This window comes from Halomonas elongata DSM 2581 (assembly GCF_000196875.2).
Lineage (GTDB): Bacteria > Pseudomonadota > Gammaproteobacteria > Pseudomonadales > Halomonadaceae > Halomonas > Halomonas elongata.
The window spans coordinates 2,198,101-2,214,204 of the sequence record NC_014532.2 but is presented as its reverse complement, the minus strand read 5'-3'; the positions used below and the strand labels follow the sequence as shown (position 1 = coordinate 2,214,204).

Annotated in this window: 14 protein-coding genes; 6 read left to right on the top strand and 8 right to left on the bottom strand. The window is 65.6% G+C overall.

Annotation, left to right across the window (positions count from 1 at the left end; all coding sequences use genetic code 11):
• Positions 1–13: 13 nt before the first annotated feature.
• Complete coding sequence (locus HELO_RS10465; protein ID WP_041602080.1) at positions 14–361, bottom strand: GFA family protein; 348 nt, start codon at positions 359–361, stop codon at positions 14–16.
• Positions 362–600: 239 nt separating this feature from the next.
• Positions 601–1,665: an NAD(P)-dependent alcohol dehydrogenase gene (locus HELO_RS10460; protein WP_013332651.1), complete on the bottom strand. Its 1,065-nt coding sequence runs from the start codon at positions 1,663–1,665 to the stop codon at positions 601–603.
• A gap of 324 nt (positions 1,666–1,989) precedes the next feature.
• Here HELO_RS10460 and HELO_RS10455 point away from each other — a divergent pair, with 324 nt between their 5' ends.
• Positions 1,990–2,898, top strand: a complete 909-nt coding sequence (locus HELO_RS10455) for an AraC family transcriptional regulator (protein WP_013332650.1) — start codon at positions 1,990–1,992, stop codon at positions 2,896–2,898.
• A 77-nt stretch (positions 2,899–2,975) separates the two neighbouring features.
• Here HELO_RS10455 and hmpA read toward each other — a convergent pair whose 3' ends face one another.
• Positions 2,976–4,160 carry an NO-inducible flavohemoprotein gene (gene hmpA, locus HELO_RS10450; protein ID WP_013332649.1) on the bottom strand — a complete coding sequence of 395 codons (1,185 nt, stop codon included), beginning with the start codon at positions 4,158–4,160 and terminating at the stop codon, positions 2,976–2,978.
• A 328-nt stretch (positions 4,161–4,488) separates the two neighbouring features.
• Here hmpA and norR point away from each other — a divergent pair, with 328 nt between their 5' ends.
• Complete coding sequence (gene norR / locus HELO_RS10445; RefSeq protein WP_013332648.1) at positions 4,489–6,042, top strand: nitric oxide reductase transcriptional regulator NorR; 1,554 nt, start codon at positions 4,489–4,491, stop codon at positions 6,040–6,042.
• Positions 6,043–6,047: 5 nt separating this feature from the next.
• Here norR and HELO_RS10440 read toward each other — a convergent pair whose 3' ends face one another.
• The 3 genes from HELO_RS10440 to HELO_RS10430 form a co-directional block, all read right to left on the bottom strand.
• Positions 6,048–7,127: a patatin-like phospholipase family protein gene (locus tag HELO_RS10440; RefSeq protein WP_013332647.1), complete on the bottom strand. Its 1,080-nt coding sequence runs from the start codon at positions 7,125–7,127 to the stop codon at positions 6,048–6,050.
• Positions 7,128–7,204: 77 nt separating this feature from the next.
• Entirely contained in the window at positions 7,205–7,693 is a 489-nt protein-coding gene (locus HELO_RS10435) for a LabA-like NYN domain-containing protein (protein WP_041602079.1), read from the bottom strand.
• An 11-nt stretch (positions 7,694–7,704) separates the two neighbouring features.
• Positions 7,705–8,673 (bottom strand): LysR family transcriptional regulator, encoded by a 969-nt coding sequence (locus HELO_RS10430; RefSeq protein ID WP_013332646.1) that lies wholly within the window; start codon positions 8,671–8,673, stop codon positions 7,705–7,707.
• A gap of 35 nt (positions 8,674–8,708) precedes the next feature.
• Here HELO_RS10430 and HELO_RS10425 point away from each other — a divergent pair, with 35 nt between their 5' ends.
• Positions 8,709–10,205 carry a carboxylesterase/lipase family protein gene (locus tag HELO_RS10425; RefSeq protein ID WP_013332645.1) on the top strand — a complete coding sequence of 499 codons (1,497 nt, stop codon included), beginning with the start codon at positions 8,709–8,711 and terminating at the stop codon, positions 10,203–10,205.
• A gap of 80 nt (positions 10,206–10,285) precedes the next feature.
• On the top strand, positions 10,286–11,476 hold the full coding sequence (locus HELO_RS10420; RefSeq protein ID WP_013332644.1) for a quercetin 2,3-dioxygenase: 1,191 nt from the start codon (positions 10,286–10,288) through the stop codon (positions 11,474–11,476).
• A gap of 57 nt (positions 11,477–11,533) precedes the next feature.
• On the opposite strand, the gene HELO_RS10415 is transcribed toward HELO_RS10420, so the two are convergent.
• Positions 11,534–12,598 (bottom strand): proline racemase family protein, encoded by a 1,065-nt coding sequence (locus HELO_RS10415; RefSeq protein ID WP_013332643.1) that lies wholly within the window; start codon positions 12,596–12,598, stop codon positions 11,534–11,536.
• Positions 12,595–13,770 (bottom strand): zinc-binding dehydrogenase, encoded by a 1,176-nt coding sequence (locus HELO_RS10410; RefSeq protein WP_013332642.1) that lies wholly within the window; start codon positions 13,768–13,770, stop codon positions 12,595–12,597. Before HELO_RS10410 ends, HELO_RS10415 begins: the two co-directional genes overlap by 4 nt.
• Positions 13,771–14,032: 262 nt before the next feature.
• Between HELO_RS10410 and HELO_RS10405 the strand changes: the two genes are divergently transcribed.
• Together HELO_RS10405 and HELO_RS10400 are read left to right on the top strand one after the other, a co-directional pair.
• A complete protein-coding gene (locus tag HELO_RS10405; protein WP_013332641.1) occupies positions 14,033–14,809 on the top strand; it encodes an AraC family transcriptional regulator in 777 nt (258 codons plus the stop codon).
• Between the two features lie 140 nt (positions 14,810–14,949).
• Complete coding sequence (locus tag HELO_RS10400; protein WP_013332640.1) at positions 14,950–16,026, top strand: TRAP transporter substrate-binding protein; 1,077 nt, start codon at positions 14,950–14,952, stop codon at positions 16,024–16,026.
• Positions 16,027–16,104 lie beyond the last annotated feature (78 nt).

Sequence of the window (16,104 nt, the reverse complement as noted above, 5' to 3'; positions counted from 1 at the left end):
GGGACATACGTGCCTACAAAGAACGGCCATCGACTGGAATTCTTTCCAGATCCGACAGTTCCACACCTTCCAGACAGCGCACGTTGATAGCTGCTGTTTCAGCACCTGAACGGTCGGTACCAAACCCGAACGGCGCACAGCCGCATTTCGGGCAGAAATGGTGCTTGATGACGTGCTTGTTGAAGGTATACGTGGACAACTCGGACTCGGCGCTGTTCAGCGTGAAGTCAGCGAGTGGCACGAACCAGAGAAGATAACCCTTGCGGCTGCAGTGCGAGCAATTGCACTCCATGACCTTCTCCAGTTCACCTTTCACCTCGAACGATACCTGACCGCAATGGCAGCTTCCCTCGTACTTCATGATCGATACCTCCATTTTCGTCGCTGGAGTATTCAGTCGAGTTGCCTGATCAGTATGGCAGTATCCTGCCGCGATGGCGTTGGTGCAGGAGGGAGGCTCGTGCGAGGAGACGTCAGTGGAGGAAGGGCTCGGAGGGTGGTGCTCTCGCGGTCATGACCGGCGGGCGGGCGAAAGCGAAGGCGGTGGTCGTGGCAGGAAGGTATGGCCCGCCGAGGGAGTTCCCCGGCGGGCGTAAGCCGTCAGTCGGCAGTTTCATTCTTCAGTGAGGCCATGTCGATGACGAAGCGGTAGCGGACGTCACCCTTTTCCATGCGCTCATAGGCAGTGTTGATGTCCTGGATGTCGATGGTCTCGATATCGCAGGTGATGTCGTGCTCGGCGCAGAAGTCGAGCAGCTCCTGGGTCTCGGGAATGCCGCCGATCAGCGAGCCGGCCAGAACGCGACGCTTGAAGACCAGGTTGAAGCCTTCGATGGCCGGTTCGATGGGATCGAGCAGGCCGACCAGGATGTGGGTGCCGTCGTACTTCAGAGAGGCCAGATAGGGATTGAGGTCATGCTGGACCGGTACGGTGTCGAGCATGAAGTCATAGGTCTCGGCGACCGCGTCCATCTGTGCCTGATCGGTGGAGACCACCACGTGGTCGGCACCGTGACGGCGGGCTTCCTCGACCTTGGCTTCGGAACGGGTGAAGACGGTCACTTCGGCACCCAGCGCCTTGGCCAGCTTGACGCCCATGTGGCCGAGGCCACCCATGCCGATCACTCCGACCTTGTGGCCGGCCTTGACGCCATAGTGCTTGAGCGGCGAATAGGTGGTGATGCCGGCGCAGAGGATCGGGGCGGCGGCGGCCGGGTCGAGCCCTTCGGGCATGCGCAGCACGAAGTGCTCGCTGACCACGACGCTGTCCGAATAGCCGCCCTGGGTCATGGTGCCGTCCTGGCGGTCGTCGCTGCCGTAGGTCATGGTGAAGCCTTCGAGGCAGAACTGCTCGACGCCATCCTGGCAGGGCTGGCAGTGGCGGCAGGAGTCGACCATGCAGCCGACGCCGACCATGTCGCCGACCTGGAAGCGGCTGACTTCGTCACCCACGGCGGTGACGCGGCCGACGATCTCGTGGCCGGGTACGATGGGGAAGCGTGTCATGCCCCAGTCGTTGCGGGCGAAGTGCAGGTCACTGTGGCAGACGCCGCAGTAGAGAATCTCGATGGCGACGTCGTCCGGTCGCGGCTGACGGCGTTCGAAGGTGAAAGGGGCCAGAGGTTGGTCGGCCGCATGGGCCGCATAGGCACGAGTCTGACTCATGAATGGCTCTCCTGTCGGTCAGTGATCCCCGCGCGGTGCGAGGTTGGGAGCATTATGGAAGCGGCAAGGGAGCTTGGGGACCGACGTTTCTCCGGATTTTTTGCCCGTTTCTCCGAAAGGTGGTGTCGTGCCATGTCATGGTTGCGCTCTTGCCGCCATCATATCGTCCTGAAATGATGAGCCATCATCATGGTGTGGAGCGGTCTCGTCAGGAAGCCGTGTTTCTCTCGCATTTTTGCTATTTTCTACGAGTCGCATCGCGCTTCGATGAATGGGGTCCGAGGGAATGCCCGACGGGCCCCGGCATGGAGGAAGGACGTCAGAATGCATGTCACGCAAGCCAGTACCGGTTCACTCATCGAGCTGTTGGCACCGTTGGTCGAGGGTGACGGTTATACCCCGACCCGGCTGTCGGCGGTGTCGTTGATGGCCATGCACCGGCCGAGCGGTCGTACGCCGATGATCTACGAGCCGAGCCTGATCATCGTGGCCCAGGGGTACAAGATCGGCTATCTGGGAGATCGGGAGATTCACTATGGCCCCGGTCAATACCTGGTACAGACGCTGCCGTTGCCGTTCGAGTGCGAAACCCATGCTTCCCCGGAGGCTCCCTTGCTGGGCGTGGCGGTACATCTCGAGCCGGCGCTGCTCGGCGAGCTGGTGACAGCGAGCGGTGAAGGTATCGACGACCGTGATGGAGGTGGCAAGAATGAAGCGTCGCCGGTGCCCATGGCATCGGTGTCGATGACCGATGGCATGCATGGGGCGGTGGAGCGCTTGTTGCGGAGCCTGCACGACCCCGCCGAGACGGCCGCCATGGGAGAGGCGCGCGTGCGCGACGTGGTGTTCGAGGCCCTGCGCGGCCAGCAGGGGCCGGCACTGCGTGCCCTGGTGCTGCATCAGGGACACTACTCGCGCATCGTCCAGGTACTGTCGCGGCTGCATGCCCACTATGCGGAAGAGGTGTCGGTGGAGGAACTGGCCCGTCAGGCGAACATGAGCCCGTCGACTTTCCATCAGCATTTCAAGGAAATCGTGCAGGCTTCGCCGCTGCAGTACTTGAAGCGATTACGACTGCTCAAGGCTCAACAACTGCTGGCCCAGAAGAGCTGCAACGTGAACCAGGCGGCCCTGGCGGTGGGCTATCGCAGCGTCTCGCAGTTCAGTCGTGACTATAAGCGCTACTTCGGCACGGCGCCTCTGCAGCATCGCAAGGAAGAGCATTCGCTGTAGGCGTCGTGAGGCTTGTGAAGCGAGCGGAGGCCGGATAGCCGCCGGGTGGCGACTATCCGGGTGAGGCTGGTGGGGCGTCAGGCGGCCTCGAGCGCGCGCGAGGGCCCGAAGTGCTCGAAATGGCGGCGTTCTGCGGGAACCCCCAGGGATTGCAGGATTTGGTCGACGGCGACCATGAAGCCCTGCGGCCCGACGTAATAGCAGTGAGGCGCGCCGGCAGGGAGGTAGCGGGCGATCAGCTCACGGTCCACACGCCCGATATGGTCGACATGGCTGGCATCGTCAGCTTGTTCGTAGACGGTGACCACCCGCAGTTGATCGGGATAGTCGCGAGCCAGGGCCTGCACGTCGTTGCCGAATGCATGATGGTCCTCGTCCAGCGCCGCATGCAGGTAGACGACCTGCCGCCCCTGTTCCAGGGCCTGGCGCAGCAGCGACAGCATGGGGGTCTGGCCGACGCCGCCGCTGAGCAGCATGAGCGGGTCGTGTCCTTCTTCCGGCAGGGTCAGATCGCCGGCGGGTGGCAGCAGCTCGATGCGGTCGCCGATGTTCAGCACGTCATGGAAATGGCGGCTGACGACGCCGTCGGCTTCGCGCTTGATGGAGATCCGGTAGCTGCGGCCATTGGGGAAGGCCGACAGGCTGTAGTGCCGATAGACCGGCTTGTCGTCGATAGTGAGGCGAACACCGATGAACTGGCCGGGGCGGAAGTCGGCAACGGGCTGGCCATCTTCGGGTTCCAGAACGAAGGAGCGAATGACGGCGCTTTCCTGACGGATGTCGGCGATACGGAAGGACCTGGCTCCGCGCCAGCCGCCGGGGGCCTCGGCGAATTCGCGATAGCGTTGGCTCTCTAGGTCGATCAGCAGATCGGCCAGCTCCTGATACAGTGCGCCCCAGGCATCGGCGACCTCTTCGGTGACGGCTTCGCCCAGGACGTCGCCGATGGCGGCCATCAGGCATTCACCGACGATCGGATACTGGTCAGGTTGGATATCCAGCGATACGTGCTTGTTGACCACGGTTTCCAGGGCATGGCGAGCCTGGGCCGGGTTCTTGCGTAGCTGGACATATGCCAGCACCGAGCTGGCCAGGGCGCGCGGTTGGCCGCCAGTGGCCTGGTGGGTCTGGTTGAAGAGCGGCGCGACTTCGGGATAGCGCTCGAACATCAAGGGATAGAAATGCTGGGTGATGGTGGTGAGATGTTCGGCAACGACGGGAGCAGTCGCTTCGATGATGCGTTCCTGGGTGCTTGTCAGCATGGCCGTAAGCCTCTCTCCGGAATATGGTGAATGACACCATGAATGAGCAAGGCGCGTTCCATGTTATTGTCATTGCGACACTTCGCCACATGGGTTTCGCAACTATCTGTTATTAATATAGTTTTTTGGCCTTCCTCCAGAAGGAAACATCGAGGGGATCATGGTTCCGTCCTGTGTTGTTCCAATGACAATAGTCGATATGACACTATGAGTGTCGTTATGACAGCTCTTCTCTGAACCTCTCCTTGGTCCGTAGTGGGAGAAGTCGTCAAGAAAGTCGTCGAGAAGGTCGTCGAGAAGGTCGTCAGGAAAGCGGGGAAGGTAACGAATGACGGAATTTCTCAAGGCACTGCGAACTCTCCTGGCTCGGCTGTCGGAGGGAGAGGCCTCCGATATGTACTGGGCCAACCTGCTGCGGGCCCTGGTGGGGGATTTCCCCGCCGATGCCAGCACCTTGATGGTGATGGACGGGGACGCCTTGCGTCCGGTGGCGTTGCTGGGCCTCGATGACGAGGTCCGCGGACGGCACTTCGCCTTGCAGGACCATCCCCGGCTCGCGGCGATCGCCAGCCATCCCGGCGTATGCCGGTTTCCTCATGACAGCCCGCTGCCGGACCCCTTCGATGGCTTGATCGACGAGGACCTCAGCGAGGTTCACGATTGTCTCGGCGTTGCGCTGCGCGACGATGACCGCCTGATCGGACTATTGACGCTGGACGCGCTCGAGCCCGGGCGTCTGGACGGCCTCGATGACGAGCAACTGTTGAGCATTGCGCGGTTGCTGGGGACTTGCCTGTGCCTGGCCGAGCGCTTGCGAACCACGCGTACCCGTCTCAACGAGGCCCTGGCCCAGGATCGGCCCACCGAGGTCAACTGGCGCTGGAACAGCCGCGCCATGCGTCAGCTCGACGATGCCATCGACCTGGTGGCGCCCACCGACATGAGCGTGCTTCTGCACGGGGAAACGGGGGTTGGCAAGGAACTGGCGGTACGCGCCCTGCATCGTCGTTCGCGTCGGCATCAAGGGCCATTGGTGCAGGTCAATTGCGCCGCCTTGTCGGAGAGCCTGATCGAAAGCGAGTTGTTCGGCCATCGGCGAGGTGCCTTCTCGGGGGCGACCGAGGATCGACGCGGGCATTTCGAGATGGCGGATGGCGGCACCCTGATGCTCGACGAGATCGGTGAGTTGCCCCTGGCGCTTCAGCCCAAGCTGCTGCGCGTCCTGCAGGAAGGGGAGATTCAGCCGCTGGGTTGCGAGACGCCGCGCAAGGTCGATGTGCGGGTCATCGCGGTCACCAACCGCGATCTCAATGCCGAAGCCGACGCCGGCCGATTCCGTGCGGATCTCTATCATCGGCTGAGTGCCTTCCCCCTGTATGTGCCGCCCTTGCGCGAACGACCCGAGGATATCCCGCTGCTGGTCGGCCATTTCCTCGAGATCAACAGGGTTCGCCTGGGACTCAACAATCTGCGGCTGGAGGCGGAAGCCGAAGCGGCGCTGCTGGCCTGGCATTGGCCGGGCAATGTCCGCGAGCTCGAACACACCCTGGCCCGGGCGGCGTTGCGCGCCCTGGGGGAGCGAGATACTCCGACTGGCAACGATCGCCGTCAGTCGGTGGCCCTGATCACACGCGAGCATCTCGACCTGCCTAACGAGGCTGGAAGGACGCTGGCCGAGGGGGCAGGGGATGCGTTGGCCGATGCCGAGCGCCCCGGTGAACCGTCATTGCCGCTGAAGGAGGCGACCGAGGCGTTCCAGCGGCGCCACATCCAGGCCAGCTTGAGCGAGCACGATGGCAATTGGGCGGCGACGGCCCGGTCACTGGGCATGGATCCGGGCAATCTGCACCGCTTGGCCCGACGCCTGGGCCTGAAGGCATGACGTCGTCAGGAGCGCGACGCTGCCTCCGGAAATGCCTGATCGGAACGTCCGAGCGGGCGAAAGGTATCGTCGAAGACGGTGTCCAGGTCGAAGGTGGAACGCTGGCCGATGGCCTCGAAATGCTCTTCCAGCCATTGGTCGGCCCAGTGCCGGCCCAGTTCGTGAAGCTGCGAGATGAAGCGCCATTCGGCATTCATCTTGCTCGACGCGCCGAGTGATTCGACATCCTGCGCGGTATGAATTAGGTGCAGGCGCATGGCGCGATAGTTTTCGAGCTCCAGGCCTTCGGCCTCGATGAGGCGGTGCAATAGCTGGATGCTACGCAACTCCTTGATCAGGCTGGAGTTGAAGGTGATCTCGTTGATGCGGTTGATGACATCCCGGGCACAGTCGGGCAGTTGCTGGCGCACGAGCGGGTTGACCTGTACCACCACCAGGTCGCGGCAGTCCTGGTCGTCGACCAGGGGATAGAGCGCCGGGTTGCCGCTGAATCCACCATCCCAATAGGCCTCGCCGTCGATCTCCACGGCGGGAAATAGCGAGGGCAGGCAGGCCGAGGCCATCAGCGTATCGACCGAAAGGCCGGGCTGGCGGAAGATCGTTGCGCGTCCGGTGCGTACGTTGGTGGCGGTAACGAAGATCTTGATCTGGTCACAGGCATTGACCCGCTCGAAGTCGATCTGGCGTTCGACGAGTTCGCGCAGGGGGTTGAGGCCCATGGGATTGAGGTGCGAGGGCGAGACCAGCCGGGTCAGACCTTCGAAGAGCAGGTAGCTCGGCGAGTGGTCCAGGCTGTCGTGGCCCATCAGTCTGTCCATGAAGCCCCGCTGGAAGGGGGAGAAACGTGCCGTGGCGCTCACCGCCTCCCAGAAGGTGTGCAGGGCATCGCGGGCGCCGTCCCGACCGTTGCGGTGGAGGCCGTCGGCCAGCACCACGGCATTCATGGCACCCGCGCTGGTGCCGCTGATGCCGTCTATCACCAGGCGTTCGTCTTCCAGCAGGCGGTCCAGCACGCCCCAGGTCAGCGCCCCGTGGGAACCGCCTCCCTGAAGGGCCAGATTGATGCGTTTGCGTTCCTGCGGCATGTTCCCTCCGGTCGAACGCTGCATGTTGCAGTGCAGTGTAGACGCTTCCGACCGGTTTCTGCACGAGACGCCCCTGACTATCGCGTCGCCGCGCCCAGCAGCAACTCGCCCTCGATGGGAATGAAACGCGAGGCCGAGCGGATCAAGGCATCGGCGGTGAGGGCCGGTACGCCGTAGACCTCCACCTCGACACCGTGATTGCGTCGCAGCCTGTCGGCCAGCAGGGCGAAGTCGCCATCTCCGGACGCCAGCACGACTACGTCCACCTCGGCGGCATGCTCGATGGCGTCCAGCGTGATGCCGACGTCCCAGTCACCCTTGGCCGAACCATCGGCCCGCTGGATGAAGGGCTTGAGGCGCACCTCGAAGCCGATCGCGCGCAGTATGTTCTGGAACTGGCGCTGCTTTTCGTCACCGCGGTCGATGGCGTAGGCGAAGGCGTGGGTCACCTGGCGGTTCCGGGTGGCGCTGGCCCACAGGGCGTTGTAGTCGACATTGCGACGGTAGGTGTGGCGAGCGGTGTAGTACAGGTTCTGGACGTCCAGCAGGATCAGCACGGTCTGCACGGGCGGATCTCCTATGAGGCGGGGGCGTCGGGCGGGCCCAGCGCGCTCGTCAGCGCCTCGGCCAGGTGCAGGGTGGCGGGGCCGGCGCCGTGGCGGTTGCGGTGCAGCAGCTGCAGCGGAAGGCTGCGCCGGCCGCCCTCGGCCAGCCGGAGGGGCACCAGCCGGCCGTCGGCGAGCTCGTCCCGGATCATGCATTCGGGCACCCAGCCGTAGCCCAGCCCCTCGCGGATGGCCTCGATCGCCGCGTCGTAGCGGTTGAACCGCCAGATGACGGCCGAGGTGAAGCGGTCGCGGGCGCCGTCCCGGGCGTCGGCCTCGTCGGCGTCCTCGCAGCGGATGACCTGCGACAGGGCCAGGTCCTTGCGCGAGAGCGGATGCGGCTGGCGCGCCAGCGGATGCGCGGGGCTGGCCACGCAGGCCAGCCGGATCCGGCACAGCTCGTCGCCGATGTCGTCGGGCGGCAGGCGGCTCAGCAGATAGAGCTCGGCCCGGCGGGCGTGGAAGCGGTTCAGCAGCGCCGGCGGCGTCAGGAACTCCACGTCGAGCAGGGTGTTGGGGAACCGCGCCCGGAACTCCGGCAGTGCGTCGAGGACCCAGCGTCGGGGCACGCAGCTCTCGACGCACAGCCGGACCCTGAGCTCATGGCCCTGGGCCAGCGAGCGGGCGCGCCCCTCGATCTGCAGCATGCCCTCCACGATGGCCTTGCCGTCCTCGAGCAGCAGCTCGCCGATCGGCGTCAGCACGGCCTTGCGCCCGCGGATCTCGATCAGCGAGGCGCCGAGCTGCTCCTGCAGCTTCCTGACGGCGTAGCTGACGGTGGACTGGCTGCGCTCCAGGTGTTCGGCGGCTTTGTGGAAGCTGCCCTGCTCGACCACGGTCTTGAAGACGTTCCAGTGATCCAGGGTGGTTTTCGGGTTCATGGCGGCATTCTGATCGAATGTTTCGATGGATGAAAGCGAGTATTTGATTTTTTGAATCAAAAAATCGCGCTTACCCTGTGCGCAGGAGGTGACTCATGCGCAAAGCTCAAGCGTCGGCGTTTCTCGCGTCGGCTTCCCCCACGGCGTCGGATGCGCTCGTCCGCCCGGTCACGCTCGCCACGGATGCCCTCGCGCTCGAGGGCGAGGCCCGCGACGGCGTCGTCGCCTACCTCGGCATCCCCTATGCCCGGCCGCCGGTCGGCGCCTGGCGCTGGCGGGCGCCGCGGCCGCTGCCGGCGGGAGAGACGGTGCGCAACCTGGGCCGCTTCGGCCCGGACTGCGCGCAGCCCTACCTGCCGGCCATGGGCGAGCAGAACGTCGAGCCCGCTTCGACGAGCGAGGACTGCCTCTATCTCAACGTCTGGGCGCCGGCCGATGCCGGCGAGCGTGCCTATCCGGTCATGGTCTGGCTGCACGGCGGCGGGTTCCGCATCGGCGGGTCCAGCCTGCCGCTCTACAACGGCGATGTCCTGGCCCGCGAGGGCGTGGTGGTGGTCACGCTCAACTACCGGCTCGGCCGCCTGGGCTTCCTGGCCCATCCGGCCTGGCAGGAGGACGGCGACAGCGCCGGCAATTTCGGCCTGCTCGATCAGTGCGAGGCGCTGCGCTTCGTGCGGCGCCACATCGGCGCCTTCGGCGGCGATCCCGACAACGTCACCCTGTTCGGCGAATCCGCCGGTGGCAGCTCGGTGCTCTACCTGATGGCCTCTCCGCGGGCGCGCGACCTGTTCGACAGGGCGATCGTGCAGTCCGGGGCCATCGACTTGCCCGAGTTCGACCGGGCGCGGATGGCCGGCATCGCCGAGGCCTTCGCGGCGAACGCCGGGCTCGCCACGCCCGACGCGGCGGGCCTCCGCGCACTGCCGCTGGAGACGGTGCTGGGCACCGGCCCGCAGGACAAGACCGACACCATGCCGTTCATCGACGGGGACGTCGTGCCGTGCGGCCTGTACGAGGCCTTCGCGCAGGGCCGCGTCGCGCCGGTCCCGCTGCTGATCGGCGGCACCGACCACGAGGCCGGCTTCTTCCCGCCCGGCTTCAGCCTGCGGGTGATCGACGCCATGGGGCCGGCGCGCTGGCGGCAGGCGCAGGCCTTCCTCGACCCCGAGCAGAGCGATTACGCCCGCGCGGCCCGGCTGGCGACGGACCTGTTCGTGACCCTCGGCACGCGGCGCGTTGCCCGCGCCCATGCGGCGAACGGGCACGCCACCTACCGCTACGAGTTCGCCTACGTGCCGCCCGGCGCGCGAGGCGACGCCCTGGGCGCCGTGCACACCGACGACATTCCCTACGTCTTCGGCAACGCGCTGCCGGCGGGCGCCGGGGCGACCGCCGAGGCCCTGCGCCGGCGCTGGGTCGCCTTCGCCCGATCCGGCCAGCCCACGGCGGACGGCCAGCGCCCCTGGCCGGCCTACTGGCCGGACGACGAGACGCTGCTGCACGTGACGGACGACGGCGAGCGCCTCGGGCCGGAGCCCGGCCGGGCGCGCCTGGACTTCCTGGCGTCGCTGGACAGCCTGCAGATCAACTGACGAGGCGGGCCGCGCGGCACCGTCCTGCCTCGCCCGTTTCCCGCTTTCACGACATCCCCTGACCCGATGGAGTCGACACCATGAACGATACCTACCCCTGGCCCGTTTTCGAGGCGGATACCGTGCTGCCCGCATCCGTCTATGACCGGATCGTGCCCCATGCCGAGACGCCGGAGGCGCTGCTGGCCAAGGGCCGCACGATCACGGCCCGGATCCAGCAGGTGACGCCGGAGGATCGCCTGCCCGGCCACAAGCAGCCTTACTACCTGCGCGCCGATCGCAGCGAGCGCTACCTGGTGGCGGGCACCGTGGTCAACGTCCTGGCCCGAGCCGCCGATTCCGGCGACATGTTCGAGATGGCCACCGTCACCGGCGGCAAGGGCGCCGGCCAGCCGGTGCATCGCCACGCGCAGACTCATGTGGCGCTCTACCTGCTGGACGGCGAGGCCGAGCTGTGGCTCGATGGCGAGCGCTTCGTCATGAAGAAGGGCGACTTCGCCAGCGTGCCGGAGGGCTCCGAGCATGGATTCCGCTTCTGCGCGCATCGCACCAAGATGATGGTGTGGTACGCGGGCACCGAGGCGCTGGCGGCCATCCGCGCGCTGGGCGAACCCACCGACTGCCACGTTCAGCCCGACGACGCCGAGGTGGCCTGGGACCGCGAGCGCATGGCCGCCGCCGAGCGGGCCGGCGACATCGCCTTCGCCGACGAGATGTTCCCGGAGCTGCCGGCCCGGGCCATCACCCGGGCGACGCTGCCCGAGGACACCGTGCCCTACACCCTGGCGGCTGACGAGGGCCGCAAGTTCGTGGGCGGCCCGGAGTATTTCGCCCTGCTGGCGAGCCAGGAGAACACCGGCGGCAAGTTCTTCGTGGTCATGAGCCAGGGCCCGGAGTCGGAGATGATCCCGCGCCACTACCACAACCTGCACACTGAGAACTTCTTCTGCGTCGACGGCGCGCTGGACATGATCGTCAACCGCTCGCGGGTCACGCTATCGCCCGGCGACTTCGCCTCCGTGCCGGCCGGGGCGATCCACGCCTATCGGATGGCCTGCCCCTTCACCCGCTTCATGGGCTTCCTGACGCCGGGGCTGTTCCAGAACTTCTTCGAGACCCTGGGCGAGTCGGGCTACGAGGCGAACGTCTATCCGCGCGAACCCCACCAGCTGCGCTTCGACCGGGTCCTCAAGGAGCTGGAGAGCCTGGACCTGGTGGTCATCGAGGAGCAGATGCGCGAGCTCGAGGCCGCCGAGGCCGAACGGGCCTAGCCGCTCGGCCGTCAGTCCCTGCACCACCGCGCCGGCCTCGGGCCGGCGCGGTCGCGTTCAGCCCCGGGGGGCGTCGGGCGAGCCGAGGATATGGTACACGCTGCCGTCGCGCACCATGGGATCATCGGGATTGACGACGATATCGGAGTGCGCCAGCACGAAGGCCTTGCCGGTGATGGTGTTGTCCACGACCTGGTGGGTGCCTTCCTGGTGGGTGCCGGTGAACTCGCCGATGAAGCCGGTTTCGCGCAGGGAGACCGTCTCGAGCTTGTCGCCCGGCTGAATGCGGCCTTCATGGTTCATGAGTGCCAGGCGGGCCGAGGTGCCGGTACCGGTGGTGCTGCGGCAGATCACGCCGGGATGGACGTAAGTCGCCGAGCGAGAGCGGTAGAAGTCGTCGGCGACCTGTTCCACCGGCCCCATGAAGTGCAGGAAGGGCAGGGGGCCGACGTCGCCCAGGGTGTAATGGGAGAAGCCGCGCTCGGCCTGGATCGCCTCGACGATCTTGTGGGCGCATTCGGCGAGGCGGCGTTCTTCTTCCGCGACCAGCATGAAGCCCAGTTCAGTGGCGTCGACCAGGGCGTAGAAACCACCGCTGTAGGCCACGCTGTAGGTCACATCGCCTATCGAGGGGACGTGGAGGCTGGCCTTGTAGGTGTCGATGTAGCTGGGCAGTCCCTCGCAGGTGATGGCTTCGACCACGCCGTTCTCGACCAGCGCCTCGATCTGGACCAGTCCGGCGGGGGCTTCCAGCATGAAGCGTTGCCGTCCCTCCTGCTTGGGGACCAGGCCGGCTTCGAGCACTGCTGTGGCGGTGCAGATGGTGTTGGAGCCGGAGTAGATGGGATAGCCCATCACCTCCATGATGATGTAGCCGGCTTCGGCCCGGGCGTCGCTGGCCGGCACGATCAGGTCCACCGACATCTCGGGAATGCCATAGGGTTCTTCGAGAAGCAGCTTGCGCAGCCCGTCGGCGTCGTCGCGCAGGTATTCCATCTGCGCTCGCACGGTGTCGCCCGGCAGGGGTGTGATGCCGCCGAGCACGATGCGGCTGACGTCACCGCCGGCATGGGTGTCCATCAGGCGAATGCTGAGTTCCTGGGGCCTGGGTGTCTGGCTCATTGCTGTCCCTCGAGGGCATGGGGGGCGCCGTGCTGCGCCCATTCGCTGTCCGGCACGATGACGATCTTGCCCAGATAGTTGCTGCCGCGATTGACGAAGTAGCGCTCGGCCTCGTGCAACTCGGAGAGCTTGAAGGCGGCGTGCAGTACGGGCTTGAGCTGGCCGTCGCGAATCCAGGCGACCAGCTGTTCGGCTTCCTCGCGGGTGCCGTGGGAAACGCCGAAGATCTGCACCTGGTAGAGATAGATGCGCGTCCACATGATCTCGCTGACGTTGCCGCCGCTGGCACCGGCGATGGAGAGCCGTGGGTAGCTGGCGCGGGCATTCATGTCGAAGATCATGGTGTCGATGAAGCGGTCGGTCATCTCGCCGCCGACCAGGTCCATGACCGCGTCGATGGGGGCGCCGCCGGTCACGGCCTTGACCTGCTCGGTAAAGTCGCTCATGTCGGAGCGGTCGAGTACCGCCTCGGCACCGAGGTTCAGCAGGGCCTGGGCCTTGTCGCGCTGGCTCAGGGCATAGGGCACGGCGCCGACGATCCGGCATAGCTGGATCAGGGCGGTGCCCACGCCGCCGCTGGCGCCGGTGACCAGGACACGTTCTCCGGCCTTGATGCCCGCCGAGGTCATCATGTGATAGGCCGTCTGGTACGAGCACATGCCCATGGCGGCCAGCTCGGCGTCGCTCAGCTCGGGATTGGGCACATGATGGAACTGGTCGGACGGCACGGCGATGTACTCGGCGTAGCCGCCATCGGCGCCATGGCCGTAGTAGTCCGGCGTCAGGTTGATGTCGCGTCGCTCGTCGGCGTAGAGGTTGAAGTCCAGCAGGCCGCGCTCGCCGAGGCGCGAGGCATCGACGCCGTCGCCCACGGCCACCACCTGGCCGACCACGTCGGCGCCCTGGATGCGCGGAAAGGTCAGGGTCGGTGAGCCGCCCATGGCGAAGGACGCCACCTCGCCCTTGTCCTTGGTGGGGTAGAGACCCTCGCGCGCCTTGCGGTCGGTGTTGTTCTTGGCCGTGGCGGTCACCTTGACCAGTACCTCACCGGCGGCGGGCCGAGGTGTGGCCACGTCCTGACGAAAGACCAGCTTGTCGACATCGCCATGGCCGGTCAGCAGCATGGCCGACATGGTGGTGGGAACCGTCTCCGGCAGAGAGGTGAAGCCCATCGGCGTGCTCCTTGTGTTGGGGATGACTGGGAATATGAAGCCAGTGCTGTAAAACGCCGACAATAGCAAAGAACCGCGGGTTGGCCAGTGGGGTTTTTTTCCGATTTGCCGGTTCCGGGCAGGGCGTTTTTTCGGTGCGGCCCCAATTGCGATGACGCCGGCTGCCGAGCGTTGACTCGGGTTGGCCCGGGCCGCTTGCACTGCTCGTGGCCTGGCGTCATGGTGAGCATGTGCTCACCACCATCATGCTGAGGACCGCGCGATGTCGCTGATCGATCTGCGCGCCACCAATCTCGCACGCGAACATGTGGCCCATGTGCATGGGCACCATCAGCTGATCCTGGCCACCCGGGGCGCCACCGAGCTTTCCATCGAAGGCAAAGGCGAGCGAATCACCGGCAGCCGGGGCTGCCTGATTCCCTGTGCCCATCATCATGAGTACCTGGGCGATGGGCGAAACCGCACCTTCGTGCTGGATATCCCCGTCGCCAGCCTGCCGGTACTGCGCGATGCCGGTGAAATCGAGCGCCTGTTCGAGCGTCCTCGTTTCTTCGGCGTGCCGCCACAGTTGAATCGGCTGGCCGAGAGTCTGATGCAGCAACTCGAGCATTGTCCGGCCCTGCACAGCGAGATCGCCGCCTTGCTGCTGCGGGCGCTTTATCTGCACCTCGAGTCGCAAGCGTTGTCCGCGCAAGGCGAGGCGTACGTGGCGGGGCGCGATGGCCGGCTCGACATGGCACGGCTGGATGACTGGATCGACCGTCACCTGGCCGAGGCGATCCACGTCGAGCACCTGGCCGCCCAGTGTGCGCTGAGCGTCGGGCATTTCCATGCCCGTTTTCGCGAATGCATCGGCATGACGCCCCTGGCTTATGTCCAGCAGCGACGCCTCGAACATGCCCGCACACTGGTCAATCACAGTGTCCTGAGTCTCGGGCAGATCGCGGCGCTGGTGGGGTTCCGCGATCAGGGCAGTTTCTCGCGGGCTTATCGGCGGGCCTTCGATGCATCGCCGTCGAGCGAGCGGCGCTTGAACTGAGAGTCGCGAGCCTGGGGCAAGGATTTCTCATTCGCAGGCAAGCGCGATGTCGTATCGCTTTCTACATTGCTGTATAGCGGTTCGCCGCGGGCGTCGGCCCCGGCGGACGATAACAACAGCAAAGACGCGAGGACGATACGATGCAGCGGAAACCTCTTGCCCGCCTGGCGGCGCTTGCCGCCTTGCCATTGGCCATGGCCGGCACCCAGGCGCAGGCCCAGTCTCACGAGATGGCCATTGCCACCCTGATTCCCGAGAATCTCGAGAACAACAGCATCTATCCGGCCCTGGTGCACTTCAAGGAACTGGTCGAGTCGCGCACCGATGGCGATCTGGCCGTCAATATCTTCGGCGGTGGCCAGATGGGCTCCGAGGTGGAGACCGGCTCGCAGGTACAGTCCGGCGGACGCGCCCTGCAGTCGAGCGTGCTGACCTCCGGGGCGATGTCCTCTTTCTACGGGGACTACCAGGTGGTCACCGCACCTTTCCTGTTCGACAACTGGCGCCAGGCCTGGGCCTTCTTCGACAGCCAGTGGTTCGCGGACTTCATGTCCGGCGCCATCGAGGCGGCCGACATGCGTTATCTGGGGACCTTCGATGATGGTGGCGGCTTCGTGGCCTTCACCAACAACGAGCATCTGATCAAGACCGTCGAGGATCTCGAGGGGCTCAATATCCGCACCGAGGAAAACCCCGCTCACGTGGCCACCATGAAGGCGCTGGGCGCCTCGGCCACGCCGCTGCCCTGGGGCGAGCTGATCACTGCGCTGGAAACCGGCCTGGCCGATGGCCAGTTCAACGCACCGGTGATCAATACCACCTATGGCCTGGATGAGGTGACCGATTACACCACCCTGACCGGCCACGTCTACAACAGTGCGTCCTGGGTGGTCAGCGAGACCTGGTTCCAGGAGTTGCCCGAGGAGTACCAGCGCATCGTCACCGATGCGGCCCGGGAAGCGGTGGAGTTGAGCCACGGCGCTTCGGCGATGCTCGCCACGGCCAGTTGGCAGAAGTCCTGCCAGTTGTTCGAGGAGTGCTACATCATGCCTACCGAAGAACGCCAGCGGATGGCCGAGATCGCCCGACCGGCCTGGAAGAAATGGATCGTCGAGGATTTCGGTGCCGACAAGCAATTGGTCGAGGACATGCTGGCCAAGGTCGATGCGCTGCGTGATTCGTTGCCGGACGAGGCCTTCCAGCGTTACGGCCAGTAAGGCGCGATATGCGTGTGGGGAGCAGTGGCGGGGCAGGATGCCGTCACTGCCCGCTTCTTTCCGCGAGCGTTCATCCGG